The 24,912-nt window shown below is 73.7% G+C and carries 21 protein-coding genes; 14 read left to right on the top strand and 7 right to left on the bottom strand.

Going from position 1 to position 24,912, the window contains the following annotated elements; translation table 11 throughout:
* Positions 1-175: 175 nt before the first annotated feature.
* From LG632_RS14425 to LG632_RS14385, 9 genes are all read left to right on the top strand, one after another.
* The gene (locus LG632_RS14425; protein WP_226727448.1) at positions 176-1,273 is read left to right on the top strand and encodes a phenylacetate--CoA ligase family protein; all 1,098 of its coding nucleotides are present in this window, start codon (positions 176-178) and stop codon (positions 1,271-1,273) included.
* 1 nt (position 1,274) lies between these two features.
* Complete coding sequence (locus LG632_RS14420; RefSeq protein ID WP_226727447.1) at positions 1,275-2,777, top strand: aldehyde dehydrogenase family protein; 1,503 nt, start codon at positions 1,275-1,277, stop codon at positions 2,775-2,777.
* 150 nt (positions 2,778-2,927) lie between these two features.
* Positions 2,928-4,913: an FAD/NAD(P)-binding protein gene (locus LG632_RS14415; protein ID WP_226727446.1), complete on the top strand. Its 1,986-nt coding sequence runs from the start codon at positions 2,928-2,930 to the stop codon at positions 4,911-4,913.
* Positions 4,910-6,418 carry a nitrosuccinate lyase gene (locus LG632_RS14410; RefSeq protein WP_226727445.1) on the top strand — a complete coding sequence of 503 codons (1,509 nt, stop codon included), beginning with the start codon at positions 4,910-4,912 and terminating at the stop codon, positions 6,416-6,418. The genes LG632_RS14415 and LG632_RS14410 overlap by 4 nt, the downstream gene beginning before the upstream one ends.
* Positions 6,415-7,623, top strand: coding sequence for a 3-deoxy-7-phosphoheptulonate synthase (locus tag LG632_RS14405; protein ID WP_226727444.1), 1,209 nt, complete (start codon positions 6,415-6,417; stop codon positions 7,621-7,623). The genes LG632_RS14410 and LG632_RS14405 overlap by 4 nt, the downstream gene beginning before the upstream one ends.
* On the top strand, positions 7,620-8,996 hold the full coding sequence (locus LG632_RS14400) for an ATP-grasp domain-containing protein (RefSeq protein ID WP_226727443.1): 1,377 nt from the start codon (positions 7,620-7,622) through the stop codon (positions 8,994-8,996). Before LG632_RS14405 ends, LG632_RS14400 begins: the two co-directional genes overlap by 4 nt.
* Complete coding sequence (locus LG632_RS14395; protein WP_226727442.1) at positions 8,993-10,300, top strand: MFS transporter; 1,308 nt, start codon at positions 8,993-8,995, stop codon at positions 10,298-10,300. The genes LG632_RS14400 and LG632_RS14395 overlap by 4 nt, the downstream gene beginning before the upstream one ends.
* Positions 10,301-10,397: 97 nt before the next feature.
* Positions 10,398-11,243, top strand: coding sequence for a LuxR family transcriptional regulator (locus LG632_RS14390; protein ID WP_226727441.1), 846 nt, complete (start codon positions 10,398-10,400; stop codon positions 11,241-11,243).
* A gap of 56 nt (positions 11,244-11,299) precedes the next feature.
* Positions 11,300-12,295: a histidinol-phosphate transaminase gene (locus LG632_RS14385; protein ID WP_308108430.1), complete on the top strand. Its 996-nt coding sequence runs from the start codon at positions 11,300-11,302 to the stop codon at positions 12,293-12,295.
* A 200-nt stretch (positions 12,296-12,495) separates the two neighbouring features.
* On the opposite strand, the gene LG632_RS14380 is transcribed toward LG632_RS14385, so the two are convergent.
* From LG632_RS14380 to LG632_RS14360, 5 genes are all read right to left on the bottom strand, one after another.
* Positions 12,496-14,178, bottom strand: a complete 1,683-nt coding sequence (locus LG632_RS14380; protein ID WP_226727439.1) for a class I adenylate-forming enzyme family protein — start codon at positions 14,176-14,178, stop codon at positions 12,496-12,498.
* A gap of 96 nt (positions 14,179-14,274) precedes the next feature.
* On the bottom strand, positions 14,275-15,153 hold the full coding sequence (locus LG632_RS14375) for a prephenate dehydrogenase (RefSeq protein WP_226727438.1): 879 nt from the start codon (positions 15,151-15,153) through the stop codon (positions 14,275-14,277).
* The gene (pabB, locus tag LG632_RS14370; RefSeq protein ID WP_226727437.1) at positions 15,150-17,243 is read right to left on the bottom strand and encodes an aminodeoxychorismate synthase component I; all 2,094 of its coding nucleotides are present in this window, start codon (positions 17,241-17,243) and stop codon (positions 15,150-15,152) included. Before pabB ends, LG632_RS14375 begins: the two co-directional genes overlap by 4 nt.
* Complete coding sequence (locus LG632_RS14365) at positions 17,240-17,545, bottom strand: chorismate mutase family protein (RefSeq protein ID WP_226727436.1); 306 nt, start codon at positions 17,543-17,545, stop codon at positions 17,240-17,242. The genes pabB and LG632_RS14365 overlap by 4 nt, the downstream gene beginning before the upstream one ends.
* Before the next feature lie 258 nt (positions 17,546-17,803).
* Positions 17,804-19,129 carry an MFS transporter gene (locus LG632_RS14360; protein ID WP_226727435.1) on the bottom strand — a complete coding sequence of 442 codons (1,326 nt, stop codon included), beginning with the start codon at positions 19,127-19,129 and terminating at the stop codon, positions 17,804-17,806.
* A gap of 98 nt (positions 19,130-19,227) precedes the next feature.
* On the opposite strand from LG632_RS14360, the gene LG632_RS14355 reads away from it, so the two are divergent.
* Entirely contained in the window at positions 19,228-20,226 is a 999-nt protein-coding gene (locus tag LG632_RS14355) for a LysR family transcriptional regulator (protein WP_226727434.1), read from the top strand.
* Between the two features lie 428 nt (positions 20,227-20,654).
* On the opposite strand, the gene LG632_RS30550 is transcribed toward LG632_RS14355, so the two are convergent.
* Together LG632_RS30550 and LG632_RS30545 are read right to left on the bottom strand one after the other, a co-directional pair.
* Entirely contained in the window at positions 20,655-21,146 is a 492-nt protein-coding gene (locus LG632_RS30550; protein WP_226727433.1) for a class I SAM-dependent methyltransferase, read from the bottom strand.
* 206 nt (positions 21,147-21,352) lie between these two features.
* Positions 21,353-21,520, bottom strand: a complete 168-nt coding sequence (locus tag LG632_RS30545) for a hypothetical protein (RefSeq protein WP_226727432.1) — start codon at positions 21,518-21,520, stop codon at positions 21,353-21,355.
* Between the two features lie 535 nt (positions 21,521-22,055).
* Here LG632_RS30545 and LG632_RS14340 point away from each other — a divergent pair.
* From LG632_RS14340 to LG632_RS14325, 4 genes are all read left to right on the top strand, one after another.
* The gene (locus tag LG632_RS14340; protein WP_226727431.1) at positions 22,056-22,397 is read left to right on the top strand and encodes a hypothetical protein; all 342 of its coding nucleotides are present in this window, start codon (positions 22,056-22,058) and stop codon (positions 22,395-22,397) included.
* Between the two features lie 181 nt (positions 22,398-22,578).
* Positions 22,579-23,619, top strand: coding sequence for a hypothetical protein (locus LG632_RS14335; RefSeq protein WP_226727430.1), 1,041 nt, complete (start codon positions 22,579-22,581; stop codon positions 23,617-23,619).
* A gap of 9 nt (positions 23,620-23,628) precedes the next feature.
* Positions 23,629-24,363: a hypothetical protein gene (locus LG632_RS14330; RefSeq protein ID WP_226727429.1), complete on the top strand. Its 735-nt coding sequence runs from the start codon at positions 23,629-23,631 to the stop codon at positions 24,361-24,363.
* 59 nt (positions 24,364-24,422) lie between these two features.
* The gene (locus tag LG632_RS14325; RefSeq protein ID WP_226727428.1) at positions 24,423-24,797 is read left to right on the top strand and encodes a cupin domain-containing protein; all 375 of its coding nucleotides are present in this window, start codon (positions 24,423-24,425) and stop codon (positions 24,795-24,797) included.
* The last annotated feature ends 115 nt before the right edge of the window (positions 24,798-24,912 follow it).

Raw genomic sequence — 24,912 nt, 5'->3', positions numbered from 1 at the left:
CGGGTCCGCGCCGACCCGCACCCCCAGGACCAGCGCGTACGCCGACGGGGCGCTTCCTTCCCCCGTGCCGAGCCCCGTCGGCGTACCCGCTGCACCGCCGTTTCCGCCGTACCGCCGTTTCCGCCGTACCGCCGCTCCTCCGCACACCCGCTGCCGCACTTCGTAAGGAGACACCGTGTCCTCGCCAGACCACTCGATCCTGGACCTTCCGTTCGACGTGCAGCCCGACCCGGACGAGTTCGTCCGGGCGGCGATGGACTGGCACTTCGGTCCGGAGACCGGGTCCCCGTTCTGGCTGCGGCGTGCGGAGACCTTGGACTTCGACCCGCGCACGGACATCCGCACCCACGCCGACCTCGCCCGCTTCCCCGACGTCACCGGCGAGCTGCGCCACGTCCGCGCCCAGGACCTCGTCCCGCGCGGCTACGGCGCCCGCCCGGACGTCGTCGGCGTCTTCGAGAGCGGCGGCACCACCGGCGCCCCCAAGCGGGTCGTGCTCACCCGCGACTGGCTCGACCGCATGGTGGCCTGGTCCAACGCCAACCTCGACGCGCACGGCTTCCCGCGCGGCGCCGACTGGCTGGGCCTGGTGCCCACCGGCCCGCACATCGTCGGCGAGTTCTTCCGCCGCTCCGCCGACACGCACGGCACCCGCGGCTTCACCATCGACCTCGACCCGCGCTGGGTGAAGAAGCTGATCGCCGCCGGCCGGGGTGCCGACGCCGGCGCGTATGCCGAACACCTTCTGGAGCAGGCCGAGTTCGTGCTCACCACCCAGGACATCGGCGTCCTGACCATCACCCCGTCGGTGCTGGAGCGGCTGGCCGGCCGCGAGGACCTCGTCGAGCTGGTGAACAAGAAGGTCAAGGCGATCCGCTGGGGCGGGACCCAGCTCGACCCCGACTCCCGGCACCTGTACCGGACCGAGATCTTCCCCGACATCGCCTTCTGCGGGAACTACGGCAGCACGATGATCCTCGGCTTCGCCGGGGAGCGGCCCGGGCTGGCGGACGAGGACCCGTGCGTGTTCGACCCGCTGAGCCCCTACGTCACCTTCTCCGTGGTCGACCCGGCCACCCGCGAGCCCGTGGCGTACGGCGAGCGCGGCCAGGTCGTGGTCAGCCACGTCAGCAAGACGTTCCTGCTGCCCAACAACCTGGAACGCGACCTCGCCACCCGGCTGCCGTCCCTCGGGGGACCGGGCGACGCCGTCGCCGACATCGCCCCGGTGGCCACCTTCGAGAACGAGACCGTCATCGAAGGGGTGTACTGACATGGCCGTCGCCGACCTCCTCGGCCCCGGCCGCCCCGAGCGGCCCGGGGCGCAGCGCGGACCGCGGGCAGAACCTGCCCCGCAGGCCCAGTCCCAGTCCCAGTCCCAGCCGCAGCCGCAGCCGCAGGCACAGACGCAGTCGCCGCACCTCGACGCGCTCGGCGCGCAGGGCGCCTTCCGGGCCCGCAAGCGGGCCACGGTCACCGACGTCTGCGGCGCCCCGGTCGCCGAACTCAGCCTCGTCCCGTCCCTGTTCGTCGACCGCACCGTCAAGGCCCTGCACCGGGCCCGGCCGATGGACGCCGACCAGCGGATCGCGGCGATCGGCCGGGCCGCCGAGCTCTTCGCCACCGCCGACGTCGCCGGCCAGAGCGTCGCCGCGTACGAGCACACCGTCAGCCGGGTCGGCGGGGTCCCGCTGTCCGTCGTCCGCGCCACCACCCAGAACATCCGGGCCCGGCTCGGCCGTGTCTACGACAGCCTCACCCAGGCCCGGCCCGCCGGCACCGCCGAGCACTGGAGCTCCCCGCTCACCCGCACCGGCCGCGCCGTGTGGACCCGGCGCGGCGAGACCTTCGCCGTCCTCGCCGCCGGCAACCACCCCGGCACCCACAGCCTGTGGCCCGAGGCCCTCGCCCTCGGCTACCGGGTCGCGGTGCGCCCCTCCCGCCGCGAGCCGTTCACCCCGTACCGCCTGATCAACGCCCTGCGCGAGGCCGGCTTCGGGGACGACCGGATCGCCTTCCTGCCCACCGACCACGCCGAGGCCGACACCCTGCTGCGCGCCGCGGACCGCTCGCTCGTGTACGGCGGCGAGGACGTCGTCCGCAAGTACGGCGGCAACCCGGACGTCCTGCTGCAGGGCCCCGGCCGCAGCAAGATCCTGGTCACCGCCGACACCGACTGGCGTCCGTACCTGGACACCATCACCGCGTCGGTGGCCGGCCACGGCGGCACCGGCTGCGTCAACACCACCACCGTCCTCGTCGAAGGCGACCCGGCCCCCCTCGCCGAAGCCCTCGCCGACCGGCTCGCCGCCCTGCCCGTCCTGCCCCCCGAGGACGACCGGGCCGTCCTGCCCGTGCAGAACGCCGCCACCGCCCACGCCCTGGAAGCCCACCTGCTCACCCAGGCCGCGGGCACCAGGGCGTGGCTCGGTGGCGACGGCGTCGCCGCGGACCTCGGCGACGGCAGCGCCGTACTGACGCCCGCCGTGCACCAGCTGGACCGCGCCGACGCCCCGCAGGCCGGCGTCGAACTGCCCTTCCCCTGCGTCTGGGTGGCGCCGTGGAACCGCGCCGACGGGATCGCCCCGCTGCGCGGCAGCCTCGTCGTGACCGCCCTCACCACCGACGAACAGCTCCTGGACGAGCTGATCGCCGAACCGACCATCGGCAACGTCCACGCCGGCGACCACCCCACCTACTGGATGGGGCCCGGACTCCCGCACGACGGATACCTCGCCGAGTTCCTCATGCGCAGCAAGACCGTCATCCGCGACTGACCCCACGACCGCACAGGAGGAGCCGTGCACACCGGCCCCGCGCTCACCGACGTCGGCTGGAACACCGCCCGCTGACCGCCCGCACCGCACAGGCACACCGCACCGCCGTAATTCGCCAGCATCCCCTTTCCGTTGGTGGGAGAAGACCCCATGCCGCAGCACAGCCATGCCCGGATCGCGATCGTCGGCGCCGGACCCCGGGGCCTGTCGGTCCTGGAACGCATATGCGCCCAGGAGCGCAAGTCCCCCGCGCACGACGAGCTCACCGTGCACGTCATCGACCCCTCGCCGCCGGGCGCCGGCGCCGTGTGGCGCACCGCCCAGCCGCGCCACCTGCTGATGAACACCGTCTCCTCGCAGATCACGCTCTACACGGACGACAGCGTCACCATGCAGGGCCCCATCGAGGAGGGCCCCAGCCTGTACGCCTGGGCGCGCCGGCTCGCCGCCGACCCGGAGGCCGCCGAGCGGCGCTACGGCGCCCAGACCGTGGCCGAGGCCCGGGAGCTGGGCCCCGACGCCTACCCCACCCGCGCCTTCTACGGCCACTACCTCCAGTGGGCGTTCGAGGAGTGCCTCGCCGGTGCCCCCGAACACGTCACCGTGCACGTCCACCGCACCCGGGCCGTCGCCCTCCACGACGCCGACACCCCCGACGGGCCCCAGACCCTCGACCTCGCCGACGGCGGCCGGCTGTCCGGGCTCTCCGCCGTCGTCCTCGCCCAGGGCCACCTGCCGGCCAAGCTCGGCCCCGAGGAGCAGCGGCTGCACGACTTCGCCGCCGCCCACGGGCTGTCGTACACCGGCCCCTCGAACCCGGCGGACGTCGACCTCAGCGCCATCGGCCCCGGCCGGCCCGTGCTGCTGCGCGGCCTCGGCCTGAACTTCTTCGACTACATGGCCCTGTTCACCCTCGGCCGCGGCGGCTTCTTCGAGCGCAGAGCGGACGGCCGGCTCGTCTACCGGCCCTCCGGCCTGGAGCCCAAGATGTACGCCGGCTCCCGGCGCGGCATCCCGTACCAGGCGCGCGGCGAGAACGAGAAGGGCCCGCACGGCCGGTACCACCCGCGCCTGCTGACCGTCGAGCGCGTCGAGTCGATGCGCGCCGCCGCCAAGGACGGCGACTGGATCGACTTCGGCATCCACATCTGGCCGCTGATCCAGAAGGAGGTGCAGAGCGTCTACTACGAGCGGCTGCTGGCCGCCCGCGGCGGACACTGGACCCCCGACCTCATCGAGGACTTCACCACCCGCTACCTGGCCGCCGTCGACGACGAGGCCGAGGAGGCGCTGCTCGCCGAGGCCGGCATCGACGGCGAGGAGCGGTGGAACTGGAAGACCCTCTCCCGCCCCTACGGCGACCTGCGCTTCACCGGCCGCGACGACTTCCGCCGCTGGATGCTGGCCTACCTGCTGCGCGACGCCAAGGAGGCCCGCGAGGGCAACGTCAGCGGCCCGCTCAAGGCCGCCCTCGACGTCCTGCGCGACCTGCGCAACGAGATCCGGCTCGCCGTCGACCACGGCGGCCTGCACGCCGACTCGCACCGCGACGACCTCGACGGCTGGTACACCCCGCTCAACGCCTTCCTCTCCATCGGCCCGCCGGTCTCCCGCATCGACGAGCTGATCGCCCTGGCCTCCGCCGGCATCGTCGAGTTCACCGGGCCCGGCCTGCGGGTGCGCACCGAGGCCGACGGCCCGGACGGGCCGGTGTTCGTCGCCACCGCCGACGGCGTCGACGCCGACGAGATCCGGCTGACCGCGCTCATCGAGGCCCGGCTGCCCCACCCGGACCTGCGGCGCACCACCGACGCGCTGCTGGTGCAGCTGCTGGAGACCGGCCAGTGCCAGCCGTTCCGGATCCGCGGCAGCGCCGGCATCGAGTACGAGACCGGTGGCCTGGCCGTGTCCGAGCGCCCCTACCGGCTGATCGACGGCGCCGGCAGGGCGCACCCGCGGCGCTTCGCCTACGGCGTCCCCACCGAGGCCGTGCACTGGGTCACCGCCGCCGGCATCCGCCCCGGCGTCGGCTCGGTCACCCTGGAGGACTCCGACGCCATCGCGCACGCCGTCCTGGCCCTGTCCGCGGTCGAGGCGCCGCTGGCCGGCGCCCCCGCCGGCGAGGTCCGGGCATGACCGCGCCGCTTCCCCTGGCCGAGGTCCCCAGGCTGCTCGCGCACGCCCCCGCGCCCGCGTCCGCGGCGCCGGCCGGGTGGAGCGGCGCGCAGCCGCAGGCCTGGGAGGGCACCGACGCCGGCCTGCTGTCCCCGGTCCGGGCGGGCACCCCCGCCGAGGCGGCCACCAGCGACACGGCCTGGCTGCAGGCCATGCTGGACGCCGAGGCGGCGCTCGCCCGGGCCCAGGCCCGGCTGGGCACCCTGCCCGCCCGGGCCGCCCAGGTGATCACCGAGGCCGCCGACGCCCGGCGGCTCGACGTCCGGGGGCTGGCGCTGGCCGCGCGGGAGACCGCCAATCCCGTCGTGGGCCTGGTCGCCGCCTTCACCCGGGTCGTCGCGGAGGCCGACCCGGCCGCCGCCGAGTACGTCCACCGCGGCTCCACCAGCCAGGACGTGCTCGACACCGGGACCATGCTGGTCGCCGCCCGCACCCTGAAACTGCTGCGCGCCGACCTGCTGCGCACCGCCGACGCGCTGGCGGCCCTGGCCGCCGAGCACCGCGACACCGTGGTGGCCGGCCGCACCCTGGCCCTGCACGCCGTCCCGACCACCTTCGGCCTCAAGGCCGCCGGCTGGCGCCACCTCCTGCTCGACGCGATCCAGCGCATCGACCGGCTGCGCCTGCCGGTGTCGATCGGCGGCGCGGCCGGCACCCTGGCGGGCTACCTGGAGTACGCCCGCCTCGACGGGCCCGGCCGGGCCGCCGGGGGAGCCGGCGCGGACGACTACGCCGACCAACTGGCGGCCGCGTTCGCCTGCGAGACCGGGCTGTGCGCCCCGGCCCTGCCGTGGCACGCGCTGCGCACACCGGTCGCCGACCTCGGCGCCGTACTCGCGCACACCGCGGGCGCGCTGGGCAAGTTCGCCGTGGACGTGCTGGCCCTCGCCCGGACCGAGACCGCCGAGGTCGCCGAGCCCGGACCGGCCGGGCGCGGGGCCTCCTCGGCGATGCCGCACAAGCGGAACCCGGTGCTGGCGACCCTGATCCGGTCCGCCGCCCTGGTGGTCCCCGCCCTCGCCGGCACCCTCGCCCAGGCACTGGTCAGCGAGGACGAACGCTCGGCCGGGGTGTGGCACAGCGAATGGCACACCCTGCGCGAATGCCTGCGGCTGACCGGCGGGGCCGCGCACACCGCCGTCGAGCTGGCCGCCGGACTCACCGTCGACCCCGACCGGATGCGGGCCAACCTCGGCCTGACCGGAAGCCTGCTCGTCACCGAGCGGATCGCCGCCGTCCTCGCCCCGAGGATCGGCAAGGCGACCGCCCGGCAGCTGCTGACCGAGGCCTCCGCCACCGCCCACGGCACCGGCACCCCTCTCCTGGACGTCCTCGCCGCCGACCCGCGGCTCGGGGGCGTCATCGGCCCGGAAGAACTGCGCGACCTGCTGGAACCCGCCCACTACACAGGAGCGGCCGGTCCCCTGACCGACCGGGCCCTGAAACGAGGAGCGAGCACATCATGATCGGTACCGCCCTGGGGGCCCTGAAGTCGGCACAGCAGCCCGACTGGCCGGACCCCGCCACTCTCGCCACCGTCGTCGACCTGCTGTCCGAACAACCCCCACTGACCCCTCTCGCCGAGAGCGACGCGCTGCGCGCGCGGCTGGCCGCCGCCGCCCGCGGCGAGGCACTCCTGCTCCAGGGCGGCCACTGCGCCGAGGAGTTCGGCGACCGCGCCCTCGTGGAGGCCGAGAGCACCGCCACCACCCTGCGCCAGATGGCCGAGGTGATCTCCTACGGCGCCGCCGTACCGGTGGTCCCGCTCGGCCGGATGGCCGGCCAGTACGCCAAGCCCCGCTCCAAGCCCACCGAGGAGCGCGACGGGGTCACCCTGCCCGCCTACCGCGGCGACGCGGTCAACGGCCTCGGCTTCACCGCCGCGGACCGGGCCGCCGACCCGTGGCGGATGATGACCGCCTACGACACCGCCGCCCGCACCCTGGACCGCATCCGGCTGCTGCCGGGCGCCGACGCCGAGGCCGAGGTCGCCGGCGTACCCGGGCTGCCGCTGCACGTCAGCCACGAGGCGCTGCTGCTGGACTACGAGTCCCCGCTGGTCCGCGTCGACGAGGCGACCGGCCGCCGCTACGCCGGCTCCGGCCACTTCGTCTGGATCGGCGAGCGCACCCGCCAGCTCGACGGCGGCCACGTGGCCTTCGCCGCCCAGATCGCCAACCCGGTCGGCGTCAAGGTCGGCCCCACCGCCACGGCGGACGAGCTGCTCGCCCTCGTCGAGCTCCTCGACCCCGACGCCGAGCCGGGCCGTCTGACGTTCATCACCCGGATGGGCGCCGAGGCGATCCGCGAGGTGCTGCCCGGCCTGGTGGAGAAGGTCACCGCCGCCGGCTCGCCCGCGCTGTGGGTCACCGACCCCATGCACGGCAACACCCGGGTCGCCCCGGGCGGGCGCAAGACCCGGCTGCTGGACGACATCACCGCCGAGATCCGCGCGTTCGTCGAGATCCACCGCGAGCTCGGCACCCACCCCGGCGGGCTCCACCTGGAGCTCACCGGCGCCCACGTCACCGAGTGCGTGGGCGGCACCGACCCGGTCACCCTCGACGACCTCGACCTGCGGTACACCACCGCCTGCGACCCGCGGCTCAACCGCGGCCAGGCCCTCGACCTGGCCTTCCTGGCCGCCGACCTGTGGAGGCCCGCCACATGAGCGCCCTGCCCACCCTGCCCGCCGGCCCGGCCGCCGCACCGGCCGAAGCCTCCGACAGACCCGCGGCCTTCCTGCTGACCGGGTCGTTCCTGGCCATCTGCCGGGCCCCGCGCTACCTGGAGGAACTCTCCCGGCGCGGCCTGAAGATCCTGCTGATCACCCCCGCGGTGTGGCGGGACCAGGCCCGGGCCGCCCTCCGCGAACCCGGTCACCCCGCCGCCGCCCTCGACGACATCGCGTTCGTCGAGGGCTCCGTGGACCGCGAGGGCTCCTTCACCGCGGGCGTCGTCGCCGCCGTCCGCGGCTGGGAGAGCCGCTACGACATCATCGGCGTCTACGCGGCCGGCGAGACCCTGGTCGAGCCGACCAGCCTGATCGCCGACGCGCTGAACCTGCCCTCGCCGGGCCTGCGCGCCGGGCGGGTCTGCCGCAGCAAGTACCTCCAGCGGCTGCACCTGGGCGAGTTCAACCCGTACGCGCTCGTCGTCCCGCCCGGCGACCGCTCCGGCACCGACCTGTCGGGCGTGCCGTTCCCGGCCGTGGTCAAGCCCGCCACCCGGCACTCCAGCTCGGGCGTGCAGACCGTCACCGACGCCGAGCAGCTGGCCGCGCTGCTGGCGACGTACCCCGAGCACGAGACGATCCTGATCGAGGAGAAGGTCCAGGGCCAGGAGTTCTCCGTCGAGGCGCTGATCCAGCACGGCCGGATCGTGTGGGACTCGGTCACCGTCAAGGGCACCACCGACGTGCACGCCGACACCTTCGTCGAGCTCTCGCACACCGTCTCCGGCGCCGTCGGCCTGGAACGCAAGACGCTGCTGGCCGCCAACAAGTGCCTGCTGCACCTGCTGGACTTCCAGGACGGCATGACCCACTCCGAGTGGCGGCTGGACGCCCAGGGCCACCCCAAGCTGATGGAGGTCGCCGCCCGCACCCCCGGCGACGGCCTGACCGTCCTGTACCACCTGGCCACGGGCCGGCCCATCGAGCCCGAGATCATCAAGATCGCCCTGGGGGAGACCGCCGACTACCCCAAGCCCGTCCGCCACGCCCGCCAGGTCTACGTCGAGCACGAGCCCGGCATCCTGGAGGAGGTCTCCGTCGACTGGCCCGGCGTCAGCGTCGAATGGGCCGGCGAGGGCGACCTGTGGCCCGAGGTCCCCGTGGGCCTGCCCGACGACCCGCCGACCCTGCGGGCCGTCTTCGTCCAGAAGGAGAAGGGCAGCTACGTCGGCCCGCTGCGCAGCAGCGAGGACCGCGTGGCCAACTTCTTCATCGACGCGCCCAACTCGGTGGCCCTGGACGAGCTGGAGGCCAAGGTCCGCGCGGCCGTCACCGTACGGACCGCTCCCGTGGGGGAGCAGGCCGGATGAGCACCGCACGCGCCTCGGCGGCCGCGGACGAGCAGTCCGCGCCCGCCGCCGTGCCGGGGACCGCGTCCCCGGCACGGCCGGCCGGCGAACCGGCCGCCGACACCACCGCTGCGCGCAGGCCCACCGTCCGGGCCGCGTTCACCGAGGCACCGCTCGCGGTGAAGACCCTGCTCGCCGGGGTGTTCATCAACCGGCTCGGCGGCTTCCTCAACATCTTCCTGGTCCTGTACCTGACCTCGCTGGGCCACTCCGCCGGCCGCGCCACCCTCGCGCTCGGCGCGTACGGCGCCGGCACCGTCCTCGGCGTGCTCATCGGCGGCTCCCTGTCCGACCGGATGGGCGCCCGCAACACCACCGCCGTCAGCATGGCCGCCTCCGCGGTGCTGACGGCCGCCCTGCTCTACCTCACCGACTACGCCGCCCTGCTGGCCGTCGTCGTCCTCGCGGGCCTGGCCGGGCAGATGTTCCGGCCCGCCTCGGCGGCGCTGCTGTCCGAACTGGCCGGCGAGGACCGGCAGGTGATGGTCTTCGCCATGTACCGGTTCGGGCTGAACCTCGGCGCGATGGCCGCGCCGCTGGTCGGCTTCGGGCTGTTCCGGCTCGGCCACGACTCGTACGACCTGCTGTTCTGGGGCGAGGCGGCGATCGCCCTCGCCTTCGCCGTGCTCGCCTGGCGGACGCTGCCGCCGGGCACCGCCCGGGGACGGCAGGACGCGGCCACCGGGAGCTACCTGGCGGTCCTGCGCGACCGGCGGTTCTCCCTGTACCTCGTCGCCACGCTGATCCACACCGCGGTCTACGCCCAGTACCTCTCCACGCTCCCGCTCGACGTGGCGGCGTCCGGGCTGGCCGTGTTCTGGTACACCGTCGCGGTCTCCCTCAACGGCTTCCTGGTCATCGCCTTCGAGCTGGTGCTCACCAAGGTCACCCAGGACTGGCCGGTGCGGGTCACCATCGGGCTGGCGTTCGCGCTGCTCGGCTCCGGGGTGGCCCTGTACGGGCTGCCGATGGGCCCGGCCGTGATCGTGACCGCGACCCTGGTGTGGACCCTCGGCGAGATCATCGGCGGCCCGGCCATCTTCTCGTACCCGGCCGTCGTCGCCCCGGACCACCTCAAGAGCCACTACCTGGGCAGCTTCCACTTCGCCTTCGGTCTGGGCTCCGCCGTCGGCCCGGTCGCCGGCGGCTGGCTCTTCGCCGAGCTGGGCCACTCCTTCTGGTTCGTCCTCGGCGGGGCCTCGGCCCTCGCCACCCTGCTCGTCCTGGCGTCGTTGCGGAATCCCGCACGCCGCCCGGGCGCGTGACAGCGCGACGGCGAGGGCCGCGGGATTCCACCCGCGGCCCTCGCCGTCGCGTTCCCGCCGTCCACCGTCGACCTCCCGTTACCGGAAAGGCAGTCAGATGAGCAGCAACGTCACCCTGGTCCCCCCGCCCGCCGCGCCCGTGACCGTCTCCCCGCTGGACACCCTCCAGCAGATGGCCGACACCCTCGACACCCTGTCCCGCTACGCCGCCGAGGCCGCCCAGACCCAGGCCCAGGTGCCGGCGCCACGGCCCGCCGAGCCGGCGCCCGGACCGCCCGCCCGGATCGAGTACGTGCACGGGCCGGACCGGATCAGGTACGCCATCCACGAGGCGCTCGGCCGGGCCCGCGAGGAGATCCTCACCGCCCAGCCCGACGGCCCCCGCCCGGACGCCACCTTGGAGGAGGCCTACGCGGCGGTGCGCGACCACCTCTCCCGCGGGGTGGCCATGCGCACGCTCTACCAGCACAGCTCCCGGTTCCACGAACCCACCAAGCGCTACGTGCAGACCGTCCAGCGGCACGGCGCGCAGGTGCGGACCCTGCCGGAGTTCTTCGACCGGCTGATCGTCATCGACCGCGCGGTGTCGTTCATCCCCGCCGACGCCGAGCGCAGCTCGGCCGTGGTGATCCGGGACCCGGCGGTCACCGGCTTCCTCGCCGACGTCTTCGAGAAGGCCTGGGACCGGGCCGAGCCCTTCCCCTTCCGCCCGGTACGGGCCGCCGACGCCGCCTCCGAGGTGGTGCCGGACATGCGCCTGGCCATCCGCAAGCTGCTGATCGAGGGCTGCTCCGACAAGGCCATCGCGCGCCGGCTCGGGGTCAGCCTGCGCTCGGTCCAGGGCCACATCTCGTGCCTGCGCGACCAGTACGGCGCCCAGCACCGCTTCCAGCTCGGCTACCTGATGGGCCGGGGCGAGGGCGCCCTCCCGGCGATCGACTGACCGCCCGCTCGCACCGCTTCCGCCGTCCCACCTCCACCGAAGAAGGGAACACCCCGGTGTACCAGCTCAACGCCAACGAGAACCCCTACCCCCCGCTGCCCTCGGTCCGCGCGGCGCTCGACGAGGCCGCCGCGCACGCCAACCGCTACCCGGACCGCTTCCACACCGACGTGACCGCCGCCCTCGCCGCCCGCCTCGACGTGCCCGCCACGCACGTGGTCGTGGGCGCCGGCTCCTGCGGGGTGCTCCAGCACCTGCTGCACGCCCTGGTCCGCGACGGCGACGAAGTGGCCTTCGCCTGGCCCTCGTTCGAGGCCTATCCGCACCTGACGGCGATGAACCGGGGCGTGGCGGTCACGGCCCCGCTGAAGGACCACACCCACGACCTCCAGGCCCTGGCCGACGCGATCGGCCCGCGCACCCGGGTGGCGCTCGTCTGCAACCCGAACAACCCGACCGGCACCGTGGTCGGGCGCGCCGCGCTGGAACGTTTCCTCGACCGGGTGCCGGCCGAGGTCACCGTCGTCCTCGACGAGGCCTACCGGGAGTTCGTCACCGACCCCGACTCGCCCGACGGCATCGAGCTCTACCGCGACCGTCCGAACGTCGTCGTCGTCCGCACCTTCTCCAAGGCCTACGGCCTGGCCGGGCTGCGGATCGGCTACGCGGTCGCCCACGAGTCCCTCGCCGCGGTCATCCGCTCCAGCGCCACGCCCTTCGGGGTCACCGCCGTCGCCCAGACCGGCGCCGTGGCCTCCCTGGCGGCCGAGGGGGAACTGCTGGAGCGGGTCGAACTGCTCGTCAAGGAGCGGGACCGGACCGCCACCGCGCTGCGCGACCTGGGCTTCGAGGTCCCCCGCAGCGAGGCCAACTTCGTGTGGCTGCCGCTGGGCGAGGCCACCGAGGCCTTCGCCGCCGCGTGCGCCGACGCCGGGGTCGCCGTCCGGGCCTTCCCCGGCGAGGGCATCCGCCTCACCGTGGGCACCCCCGAGGCCGACACCACCGCCCTCACGGTCGCCACCTCCTTCGCCCGCTCGTCCGGAGCCTTCTGAGTCCTGCCGAGTGCGCTCTGCGTACCCGCTGCCTGCGTTCCGGGTCTGCCGTCGTGTGCCGGCGGCCCCGAAGGGCCGGACCCCCACCGGGGGGTCCGGCCCTTTCGCTCAGGGGGAGGGGCTGCCGTACCTGCCGACCGGACGGATGCTTGCCCTGTCCCGGCCCGCCCCTCGCCGGGCCGGGACAGGGCGGTCTGGGATCAGCCCGCCGTGGCGAGCGACTTGCCGGCGCCCTCGCGCAGGTACGCGGTCAGGTCCGCGTACTTCTCGCGCAGCTTGCGCTTGAGCACCTTGCCCGTGACACCGACCGGGAAGTCCGCCTCGGTCGCCGCGACCTCCAGCAGCCGCAGCGCCGGCTGACCGGCCGCCGCCAGCGCCTCGTTCGCGCGCAGCAGCAGCTTCTCGGCGTCGATGCCCGTCTCCTGCGTGGTGACCACCGCGACCGGGACCACGGCCCCGTCCTCGGTGCCCGCGATCACCGCGACGTCGTCGAACTCGGGCACGTCGTTGAGCAGGACCTCCTCCATCAGCGTGGAGTACGCCGGGCCGTCCGCGGTACGGATCTGGTCCGCGGCGCGGTCCACCAGGTAGAAGTCGCCGTTCTCGTCCTTGTACGCCATGTCGCCCGGCAGCCAGTGCCCGGCCAGCTTGTAGCGGTACGTGGTGTCCGAGTCGCCCCAGTACCCCGGCGTGATGGCCGGGCCGCGGGCGGCCAGGAAGCCGACCTCGCCGACGTCCGCGTGGCTGCCGTCCTTGCGCAGGACCGCCACCTCGGCGACCCCGACCGGCTGACCGGCGCAGCGGTCGTTGCGCACGGAGTCCTTCGTGCGGATCTTCAGCAGCACGCCCCAGCCGAGCTCGGTGGTGCCCAGCCGGTCGAAGAACTGCGCCGACGGCAGGTGCTCGGAGCGGTGGTTCAGCGTGGCCGTGATGTGCGCCTGGTGCACGGCGTCACCGATGGACACCCACGCGTTGACGCTGTCCAGGCGGCCACCGGCGTTCTCCAGCGCGGCCAGTTCCGCGTAGGAGTGGGCGAACGCCATCACCGCGGTCGGCTTGTGCTCGGCCACGGCCGCGGCCAGCTCCTCACCACTGCGGTCGCTGTGCGCGACCAGCGGGGTGCCCGCTATCACCGCGTACACGGTGAAGGCGATGCAGCCCAGGTGCGACTGCGGCAGCGCGGTGAGCATCAGCGCGCCCGGCTGCTCCTTGAAGTCGACCAGGCGGAACTGCGGGCCGGCCACGATCGTGCCGTGGGTGTGGATGGTCGGCTTCGGACGGCCCGTGGTGCCGGAGGAGTGCAGGATGACGACCGGGTCCTCGCCCACGTGCTGCCAGTACTGCTCCTCGGCCAGCGCCCCGGCCGGCGGCGCGGGCAGCTCCTCCTCCTCCTGGACCCAGGCCAGGCCGTCCAGGATCTCGCTCTCGGCGCGCAGGGCGGCCAGCCGGCCGCGGTCGGCGTACAGGCCGACCGGGGTGGTCTGCTCGATCAGCGACTCCGCGATCGGTGCGGTGGCCTTGCTGTTGATCAGGACGGCGATGGCGCCGATCTGGGCCAGGGCGTAGAAGTGCACCGAGTACGCGAACGAGTCCTCGAACCACACCGCGACCCGGTCCTTGGGCTGCACGCCCTGCGCCAGGTACCAGGCGGACCACGCCTGGGCCAGCTCGTCCACCTCGGCCAGGCTCCAGTCGTGCTGCTCGGCCCCGGCCAGGTTCGTGATCGGCCGGGTGGAGTGGACGAAACGGGTCGTCGGGCTCGGGCTCCACTTCAGCGCGGACCGCAGCAGGTTGCCACCGCCGACGGTCGTGTCGGCGGCCAGCGCCGCCCGCTGCTCGGGGTTCAGAACGGTCGGAGCGAAGCCCGTACGGGAGTCGGTCATGTCGTGCCTCTCTGAGGTGAGGGGAGGTTGTCCACGTTGAGGGGCGCCCCGCCACAGGCGCGGGGCGCGGGGGACGGGGCCGGGCCCCGTCCCCGGTCACACGTTGGCGAAGATCCGCGCACACAACTCGCGGTAGTTGTCCAGCTCGGCGCCGAGCGCGCCCCGGACCTTGCCCATGAGGGCGGCGAAGTCCTCCTCGGACCCGTCCTTGACGGTGTCGGCCAGCCGGCGGGCGGCCTCCGCGAGGGCGGACCTGGCGTCGACGGCCTGCGGGTTGGCCGCCTGCACGTCCCAGTACACCTCCGGCGTGCCGGAGGACACCCGGGCGAGCAGCGAGGCCAGCGTCTTGTGCGGTGGCGGCGCGATCCGCGCCACCTCCTCCACGTCCGTGCCCATCTTCGACAGGGCGAGTCCGAAGGACAGCACGGTGGCATGGGTCAGGGCCTGCGACACGGCCGTCAGCCGGTCGTGCTCGGCGGCCTCCACCCGGACGATCCGGCCGCCCCAGGACTCCACCAGCTTCAGCAGCTCCGCGGTCAGCGGACCGTCGAACGCCACCGACGCCGCGACCACGCGCCCTTCGAAGCCGAGCGCCGGGGCGAACATGGGGTTCAGGCCGACGGCCTCCACCCCGTGCAGGTGCGCCCGGAACTCCTCGTCCACCCGCTGCTTCACCGACAGCGTGTCCACCAGCAGGGCGCCGGGCCGCAGCGCGGCCGCCACCCCCTTGACGGCGGCCAGCGCCACCGGCTCGGGCACGGCCAGGACGACCATGTCGGCCTTGCCGAGCTCCTTCTCCAACTGCGGCGACAGGTCGGTGATGTCGCCGTGGATGCGGCGGGCACCGCCCGGGGCGGGCGAGCCCGCACCGGCCGGGTCCACCACGCAGATCTGGATCCCGCTGCCGAGCAGCCGCTCGGTGAACAGCCGGCCGACCGCGCCCTGACCGCCGACGATGACCGCCCGGCGGATCACACCGAGCTCCCGGCGGGTTGCAGGGCGGTGCTGACGACCGCCTGGACCATCGCCCGGGACTTGACCACCGTCTCCTCGAACTCCTCGTCCGGGTCGGAGAGCGCGATCACCGCGCCGCCCACCCCGAACGTGACCCGGTCCTCGGTGGCGACCAGCGTCCGGATGACGATGTTCAGGTCGGCCGCGCCGCCCAGCGAGAACCAGCCGAGCGAACCGGAGTAGACACCGCGGGCGCCCTCCTCCAGCCGGTCGATGATCTCCATCGTGCGGACCTTCGGCGCCCCGGTCATCGAACCGCCGGGGAAGGCCGCCCGGACCGCGGAGACCGCCGACTCGCCGTCGCGCAGCGTGCCGCGGATGGTGGACACCAGCTGGTGCACCGGCGCGTACGTCTCGACGTCGAAGAGCTTGGGCACGTGGACCGAGCCGACCTCCGAGACGATGTTCAGGTCGTTGCGGATCAGATCCACGATCATCAGGTTCTCCGCCCGGTCCTTCTCGTTGCCGAGCAGGTCCTGGCGCAGCGCCTCGTCCTCGGCGGGCGTGGCGCCGCGCGGCCGGGTTCCCTTGATCGGCTTGGACTCGGCGGTCCGGTCGGTGCCCACCGTCATGAACCGCTCCGGGGAGGCGCTGAGCACGGCGACCCCGGGGAAGTCGAGCAGCGCGCCGTACGGGACGGGGCTGATCCGGCGCAGCTCCGCGTAGGTCTCCAGCGGATCGATGCGCGCCTTCAGGGCGACCTGGTTGGTCAGGCAGACCTCGTAGCTCTCGCCGTCGTGGATCTCCTGGTGGATCTCGGCGATCCGGCTCAGGTAGCCCGCGCGGTCGTGCCGCATGGAGACCAGCCCGGCCAGCGCCGGATCGGTCATCCCGGTGGTGGCGAACGTCCGCGCGCCGCCCTGCGCCGCGGGCGCGGCCGGGCCGAGCGCGCGCAGCCGGGCCGCCGTACGGTCCAGCCAGCCGCGGGTGTCCCGGGCGGAGCCGGGGTCGCCCTCGGCGGACAGCGCCAGCAGGTACGTGCTGCCCTCGGCGTGGTCGAAAGCCACCATCCGGTCCGCGAACAGCAGCGCGGCGTCGGGGGTGTCGGCCTTGTGCGCCTCCTGGCCGCTGCTGTCGGCCTTGAGCTCGTAGCCGAGGTATCCGACGTATCCGAGGTTGAACTCGAACGGCAGGCCCTCGGGAACCGGAATGCGGCGCTTGGCCAACTGGTCTTCCAGATACGTGAAGACGCTCTGCGCGACGAGTTCGTCGCGGCCGCCCGGGCGGTGCACCCGGACCGTGCGCTCCAGCACCTGGTAGGTGAGGTACTCCGACAGGGGGCCGGTGCCGTCACCCATGAACGAGAACCGCGACAGGCCGTCGATGACGCTGCTGCTGTCGAGCCAGAACCCGTGGTCGTTGCCGGCGAACAGCTCCCGGTAGACGGCCTCGGTGTCGGGCAGCAGGTCCAGCTTCTCCACGTGCGCGCGCAGGGAGCCGGACCGCTGCGCCGGGACCGGCCGGTCGCGCCGGGCGGCGTGGGCGAGGGCCTGGTCGCGGAAGTTGGCGAGCAGCTCCCGGCCGTACTCGCTGCTGATGGACTCGGGGTGGAACTGCACGCCCCACACCGGCAGGGAGCGGTGGCGCACCGCCATGACCACGCCGTCGGCGGTCCAGGCGGTCGGCTCCAGCTCCTCCGGGAGCTCGATGGCGGCCAGGGAGTGGTAGCGGACCACGTCGTAGGGCGAGGGGATCCCGGCGAAGAGTTCGCTTCCGTCGTGCGTGATCGAGGAGATCCGGCCGTGCATGGGCAGCGGCGCGTGGCCGACCTTGCCGCCGAAGAGGTGGCAGATGCCCTGGTGGCCGAGGCAGACGCCGAGCACCGGCAGACCGCTGTCCAGGATCGCGCGGCGGCTGATGCCGAAGTCGCGCTCGCGCTCGGGCCGGCCGGGGCCGGGGGAGACGACGATGGCGTCGTAGTCCGCCATGTCCAGGGTCGACCAGTCGGTCTCGTGCGGGACGACCACCGGCGGGAGGCCGTTGACCTCCCCGAGCAGCTGGTAGAGGTTGTAGGTGAAGGAGTCGTGGTTGTCGATCAGCAAGGTCCTCATGCCGCGCTCCCGTCGATGACCAGGTCCTCGACCCGGCAGGTCTCCTCGATCACGAGGTCGTAGAGCCGGCGCAGGAAGGCGAGGTCGATGCCGTGCTCGGTCCCGAACGCCGCGGCCCTTTCCTGGACCAGGCCGATGCGGTGCGGCTGCATCATCGGGATTCCCTGGTCCTTCTTCACGCGGGCGATCTCCACACAGATCTCGATCCGGGCCCGCAGCTCCTCAAGAAGCCGCTCGTCGATCCGGTCCAGCCGCGCACGCAACTCGTCTATATCGGCAATGGCTTGCGCCGTGCCCTTCATGACCCCTACCTCCCCGTTGTCTCCGGTCTCTCCGGCTCACGGAATTCGGTTCACGAGAAGCACTGTCGCCCGCCGGGGGCGGGCCGGAGAAGAGACGCCAAGGCTCGCGAATGCGCACTGCGCATTCACGAGCCTGTGGGGGAGGGCAGGCGCCGACGGGCGCCGGGGCCAGGGCCTTCAGGGCGCCGACGGGCCCCGCAGGGGATCCGCTCAAGGCGCCGAAGTGCGCCCCGCAGGGGGATCCGCACGGGGATCCGCTCAGCGCGCGGCGAGCGGAAGCCGCCGCTCCAGGCGGGCGGCGCGGGTGCCGCAGAGGGTGATCGACACGACGCCCAGGACGGCCACCAGCGCGAGCCCGACCGTGGCCGGCCAGCCGGCCGCATGGTAGGCGAGGGCGCCGAGCGTACCGCCGGCGCTGGAGCCCAGGTAGTACGCCGACTGGTACAGCGCGGAGGCCTGGGCCCGGCCGCGGGACGCCGTACGGCTCACCGCGGCGGAGGCCACGGCGTGCCCCGCGAAGAACCCGGCCGTCACCAGCACCAGCCCGGCGACGATCGCCGCCAGCGCGTCCGCCAGCGACAGCAGCAGCCCGGCGGCGGTGGTCAGCACCGCGAGGTACAGCGCGCCGCGCCGCCCGGTCCGGGCGACGAGCTGCCCGGCGGCGGCCGAGGACACGGTCCCGACCAGGTAGATCAGGAAGATCGACCCGATGACGCCCTGCCCGAGGGAGAACGCGTCGGTCAGCCGGTACCCGATCACCGTGTACACGGCGCCGAAGACGGTCATGAACAGCGCCCCGACCCCGTAGAGCCGCAGCAGCAGCGGATTGCGCAGATGACCCCCGACCGTACGGGCCATGGCCCCGGCGTCCAGCGGCGCCGGGCGGAAGAACCGCGCCCGCGGCAGCAGCACCAGGAAGGCGACGGCGCAGGCCAGCGCCAGCCCTCCGACGGCCGCCAGGCCGGCCCGCCAGCCCCACGCGTCGGCGGCCCAGCCGGTGACCAGGCGGCCGCTCATGCCGCCGACGGAGTTGCCCGCGACGAACAGTCCGATCGCCGCGACCAGCGCCTTCGGCCGGACCTCCTCCGCCAGGTACGCCATCGCCGAGGCCGGGATCCCGGCGATCGCCGCGCCCTGCACGGCGCGCAGCGCCACCAGCCACTCGATGCTCGGCGCGAGCGGCACCAGCAGGCCCAGCGCCACGGCCACCAGCAGCGAGACCGTCATCGTCCGCACCCGCCCGAACCGCTCGGACAGCGCGCTCAGCGGCAGCACGCACAGGGCGAGCGCCCCGGTCGCGGCCGACACGGTCCAACTGGCCCGGCCGGCGGTCACCCCGAGGTCGGCGGAGAGGGCCGGCAGCAGGGCCTGCGTGGAGTAGAGCAGGGCGAAGGTCGCGAGCCCCGCGGCGAAGAGCGCCAGGGTCATCCGGCGGTAGCCGGGCCGACCGGGGGCGAGGGGCTGGGCGGGGGTGCCACCGGCGGGGGCGTCCGCTGCGGTGTCGGCTGCGGTGTCGGCTTCGGGGAACGACGAGGGAGAGGCACCCATGCTGGTGGCGGGCGCCCCGGTATGAGCGGGAGACATGCCTCGAACGTAGCCCCGCCCCATTCATGCGTCCAATGCACAAAAGCCGGATAATCGTTCCTCTCCCGCATCACCGCAGCTCACGAGGACGGCTGTAGATGACCCGTTACGAAGAAGACATCCAGGTGACAAGCTTGCTGGCCCCGCGCCTGACGTACTTCGTCACGGTGGCCCGGCACGAGCACGTCACCCGGGCCGCCCAGGAACTGGGCGTTCCGCAGTCCACGCTGTCCCGGGCCGTGGTCCGCCTCGAACAGGACCTGGGCGTCACCCTGTTCGCCCGCCGGGGCCGCTCGGTGGTCCTGACCACGGCCGGCCGCTCGTTCCTCGCCTCCGCCGAGCGGGCCCTGGCGGAGATCGCCCGGGCCGCCGCCGCCGTCCAGGACGACGCCGACCCCACCACCGGCAAGGTGGCCTTCGGCTTCCTGCACACCCTCGGCCCCGAGACCGTACCCGGCCTCATCCGCGCCTTCCGCGCCGACCACCCCAAGGTCCGCTTCGCCCTCGTGCAGAACTACGGCGAGGCCATGCTGGACCGGCTGCGCGCCGGCGAACTCGACCTGTGCCTGACCTCCCCGGTCCCCGACGCCCCCGACCTGGTGGCGCGCCGCCTGGACGAACAGCGCCTGCGCCTGGTCGTCCCCGAGGACCACCGCCTGTCCGGCCGCAAGCGGATCCGCCTCGCCGAAGCCGCCGAGGAAACCTTCGTCACCCTCGAACCGGGCTACGGCCTGCGCCGCATCACCGACGACCTGTGCGCCGAGGCCGGCTTCACCCCGCGCATCGCCTTCGAGGGCGAGGAGGCCGAGACCCTGCGCGGCCTGGTCGCGGCCGGCTTCGGCGTCGCCCTGCTGCCACCGCCGGCCTTCCCCCGCCCGGGCGTCGTCGAACTGACGGTCACGGCCCCGCGCGCGGTCCGCGAGATCGGCGTGGCCTGGCTGGACGGCCATCCCGACACCCCACCGGTAGCCGAATTCAAACGCTTCCTCCTGTCCCGCCGGGGACGCCTGATCCCGCCGGCGGACGGGGACGGGAGCGGGGGCGGGGGTGCGGGTGCGGGTGCGGGTGGGGGTGGGGGTGGGGGAGCGGGGGGCTGAGCGGCCGGGCGGTTGCCTCGTGATGTGGCGTGGTGGGAGCCGGGGCGGTGGCCGAGCCTCGGCTTCGGACGAGCCTTGGCCTTGGCCGGGCGGGGTCGGTGGGGCGGGGTGTCTGACCGCCAGTCCATTGTCCGTGCGGGGCGGTGGCCGGCCTCAAGGGCGCTCCCTGCGGTCGCGTCGCTGCGCGATTCCGCTGCGCTCCACCCTTGACCCCGACCACCGCCCCGCCCAGCCAACAGCCTGGCGGTCAGGCACCCGGAAGGGCGGCATGGGGGTCCTTGTGCACCCGGGCCTCTGCGGAGACGCCCGGACCTCGCCCCGGCCCGAGCAGAGCCGCGCCCTCCGGGCGAAAACCCTTCCCCTTCTGGGGAGCCGCCCTCTTGCGGCCCCTCTTCCGGCGGAGCCCGTCTCTTGGCGTCACGAGACGTTCACTGCCCCCGCGCCCGGATGAGCACCGTGTCAACGCGGTCAGGAGAGGGCGCGACCACGGTCCGCGATGAGACGTCGTGAAATCCAGCTTCTATCAGGGCGGCTGCCCACTGACAGGCTTCGCCTTCCCAGCGTAGGACGGTCCGGGCGGGCGGTTCTCGGGGGGCGGACAGCCACCTACCGTCCGGCTGGGCGAGACCGCTTTGGGGGCTTGCACGCGCCAGGATCACGACGCCGTCGCGGCCCGGCTTGCGGCGGATGGCGGGTAACAGAAGCTCGGGGTCGGTGAACCAGTGCGCACCGAACACAGAGAGGACGACGTCGTACGTCTCGTCGGCCGCGTCGAGCCATGCCACTGCCTCAGCCTGGTGGATGTCGACACGCGGGCCGCAGCGTTGTCGGGCGAGCGCCACATGCATTGGCGAAAGGTCGACACCGCCGTGCGTGCGCCGGTCAGGGCGCAGTGTGCGAGACGGTCGCCGGCACCGCACCCCAGCTCCACCACCGCGTCGTCGGCGTTGAGTTCGACGACGGCGTCGCGGCGAGGGCCGTGGCCCGCGTACGGGGTCCAGGAGAAGGGAAGGATGGGGCCGGTAGATCCGCGGAGGGCAAACGCGTCCCAGGCGTCGGCGGGCCGCACGGTCGCTCCCTTCGGAAGGGGGCCAACCCCGAGGCGCGGCCGGGCTGTCGTGGTGGGTCAGGCGCTGGGCGCGTCGGCATGGGCTTGATCGGCCCGGTGGTCGAGGTCCGGCTCGTAGCCGGCCGTGCGCATGGTGTGGAGGGTGTGCTCGATGATGTCGGACCGGTACTCGCCCTCCTCGGGCCGCTGCGGGAGTGGTGGACGAACCGGCCGAGCCGCTCGCACAGGGCGGCGTACAGCGCGGTGTGCAAGATGGCGGCGTGCCGACCCTCATCCACAACGGGAGAGGGAGCGAGTTGTCGGGAGGTGCTGGCCCGTCCCGGGCCGTCGTCCTGGCAGATGGGCGGTCCGGGACGGAGTTCAAGGGGTGTCGACGGCGAGGGCTGTTGGCGCAGCAACTCCCAGCAGCGCACCTGGCCATGTGTGATGCCTACCCCGGCCCCGCAGGGGGCGCAGTGGACCAGCGAAGATCCGAACCGCCGTTGAAGGGATCCGGGCCGGTGGCAGAACGGGCACGGGACGGTCGTCGCGCGGCAGATGCCGCCGGGGTGGGCGGGGGAGGGTCGGACTTCCAGGCCGAGGCCTGTCACCGCAAAGTTCGCGGCTTCAGCCTTCATTCGGTCGAGGCTCCGCCAGCCGCTCACTCGGCGACTCGCACGCCGTCCAGTGGTCCTGCCTGCGTTCCCGGACGCACCGTCGACATGTGTAGTGCCCCGTATAGGTTGGGCGCGCACACGCGGAGCACAGGGGGTACGGGGTCATGAGCTGGTACGTGCTGGTGGAGGCCAACGAGTCGCACGGCGGCGACAACACATGGGACCTGGTGGCCAAGGTCCCCGTCGAAGGCGGACAGGAAGCGGCCATCGCCCGGGCCGAGGAGATGAGCCGCACCTCGTTGAGTGGCAGCTTGCCCGAGGAAGAGGGGCGTCTCGTGTTCCGTACGTCCCCGACGAGCTGGCTCGTGGAGAAGTCCCGCTTGGTGCGGCATGAACGATCCGCCGATCCGATCAAGCACACCCAGCACCTGCGCATCTGCGTCGCCGAGCTGGTGCTCGCGCGGGAGCCTGCCGATCCCCCCAAGAAGCGTTGGCTGCGCAGGTGACCCGAGGGCGTTGTCGCCGCCGTCCGCGTCGCGCGGCGCGTGTATTGGCCGCGCCGATCTGACACAGCCGCAAGACCACATGCAGGACCTCTGATGGCTCACGACCGCGATCACATCGGAATGACTCGTCTAGGGGTTTTTCGGCTGCGCGGGATCATGGTGACGGCGGAGACTGGGCGGTATGAGTCAGCGCCTTTCCGGGGACGGGGACGGGGACCGGGCCGGGGAGCTCGGGGCGGTGCCGCATGCCGGTTCCGTCGAGAGTGTGCGGATGGATGCGCGGGCGCGGGGAAGTGGGCAGGTCTTCCAGGTGGTCGGGGGGACGCAGTACGTCGTCCAGCACCAGCACCACCATCAGCGCGGCGGGGGCGTGCCGCTGGGCCTGCCGGAGCTGCGGATCTGGATCGATCGGCTCGTCCGCGACTACCGCGTCCATGTCGGGGCGCAGCGCGGGCGCGGTGGGCGGCGGCAGTTGGAGGCGCTCCAGCGGGAGTTCGGGGGTGCGGCGGGGGCCGGGCGGCGGGACGGGAAGGAGCGGGTGCGCAGGCTGGTCGCGGCCGGGGCCGTGCAGTATCTCCAGGAGGCCGCCCGGGTGCCGTCCGAGCCGTTGCCCGTGGTCGTGATGGCCGACGTCGCCGTGTTCGCGCTGTGGCCCGTCGTCCAGGCGCCCGACCTCCCGCCGGACTGGCAGGACCAGCTCGCCGAACTCACCACGCCCCGGCTCGCGGCCCTTGTCGCCCAGGCGCGGGCGTCGGCGGCCGAGGGGAGGCCGGTCGCCGTGGACGCCTTCGCCCGGGTGCTCGCGGACAAGCCCTTCGCCCACGGGATCCTCGCCCTGCTGGAGGACCTGGCCGACCCGCGCGGCGCCGGAGCCTGCCTGACCGCCCTCGCCCTCGCGGCCCGCGTACCGGCCCCGCCCCGGAAGGCGCCCAGGGCCCTGCTCGGCTGGCTGCTGGGGGTGGGGACGGGGGCCGTGGCAGGCGGTGCGGCCGCTGATCCCGACCTGGTCGCGCGCATCTGGGAGTGGATGGACGAGGAGGGCGTGCAGAAGCGTTCCGGCTACGAGGGCGATCCGGACCATCCGGTCGACCTGGGGTGGGGCGGCGAGCGGGAGGACGAGGAGCGGGACGGGCACCGGGGGGACGGCGGACGGCATCCGCTGCTGCCGGGGCGGGCGCCGCGTGCCGGATCCGACGGCTCCGTCGACGACCTGTTCGGCTGAGGGGGCCTCGTGTGGGGAACGCTCCGGGAGCTGTGCGCGCACGCGCTCCACGCCGGGCTGCTCGCCCTGGTGGTGTGGCTCGTCGTGCAGCTGCTGCTGTTCCTGCTCGCCCACGGGCACGTGACCCGGATCCGTACGGTGCTCCGGGCGCGCCGCAAGCTGGCCCTGCTGCCGGCCGGCGCGGTGTTCCACTGCCGGGACGGACGGGTGGTGATGACGGTCTACGATCCGCGGACGGACGAGGAGAGGAGCGCCCCCGTCCTGCACTTCTCCCACCCCACGCTGCTGCGCTGGCGCGGCGGCGCGGCCAGGTCGCGCCCCGCGCTCCGCGGACGCCTGACCGCCGAGGCGGCCTGGCGCACGGGGCTGCTGCTGGTGGTCACCGTGCCGCTGTTCGTGGTCGTCGGGTGGCTGACCGTGCGGCGTGACCCGCTGTGGGCGTACGCGCTGGCGTGCCTGGTCGCCCACCAGATCATGCTGACCGCGCTCGGCGGGCGGCTCTTCCTGGTCAAGTTCTGGGCGGTCACGGCGCTGACGGGCTACCTGTTCCTGGACCGGGCCCAGCTGTGGCATCCCTCGCCGGGGGTCGCGGCGGCCCTGTACAGCGGCAGCTGGATGTTCAGCATGATCGGCATCGCGGTGCTCGCCCGCCGCGAGGGCATCAGCGCGTCCACGCCGGTCCAGAGGCCGGCCCGTGCCCGGCCTCCACGACCGGAGACGGAAGGCGGGGGGCGCGTAAAGTGAGGAGTAGGCAGGACAGAAACGTTGGCTCGGGGGCCCTACATCCCTGGGAGGCGGTTGCCGTGGCCGGACTGGTCCTCAGAAACTTCGAGAAGGCGGACGAGGTCCGCCCCTTCGAGGCCGGCAAGGGCCGGCTGGAGCTGCTCACGACCGACAGCGGACCGGTGGGCCGGGCCGTGTTCGAGCCGGGGTGGCGCTGGTCCGAGCATGTGAAGCCGCTGGCGGGCACGGACAGCTGCCAGTCGGCGCACACCGGGTACGTGGTGAGCGGCCGGATGAAGATCGTCATGGACGACGGCGAGGAGGCCGAAGCGGGACCGGGCGACTTCATGCAGGTGGCCCCGGGACACGACGCGTGGGTCATCGGCGACGAGCCGTGCGTGGCGGTCGACTGGACCGGCTTCGCCACCTACGCCAAACCGAGCGACGCCCCCTGACACCCCCCGTCCCCTCGCCGCACCGGACCCAGCCGACGAGAGACGCGGGACGGGGGCGCAGGGTGGGGTGTCCGGGACGTAAAGCGTGATTTGTGGCGAAACCAAACCGAGACGA

It is taken from the genome of Streptomyces antimicrobicus (assembly GCF_020532625.1).
In the GTDB taxonomy this organism is placed as follows: Bacteria; Actinomycetota; Actinomycetes; order Streptomycetales; family Streptomycetaceae; genus Streptomyces; species Streptomyces antimicrobicus.
Note: the sequence above shows the minus strand (reverse complement) of the source record. Positions and strands in the feature narration are given on the sequence as shown.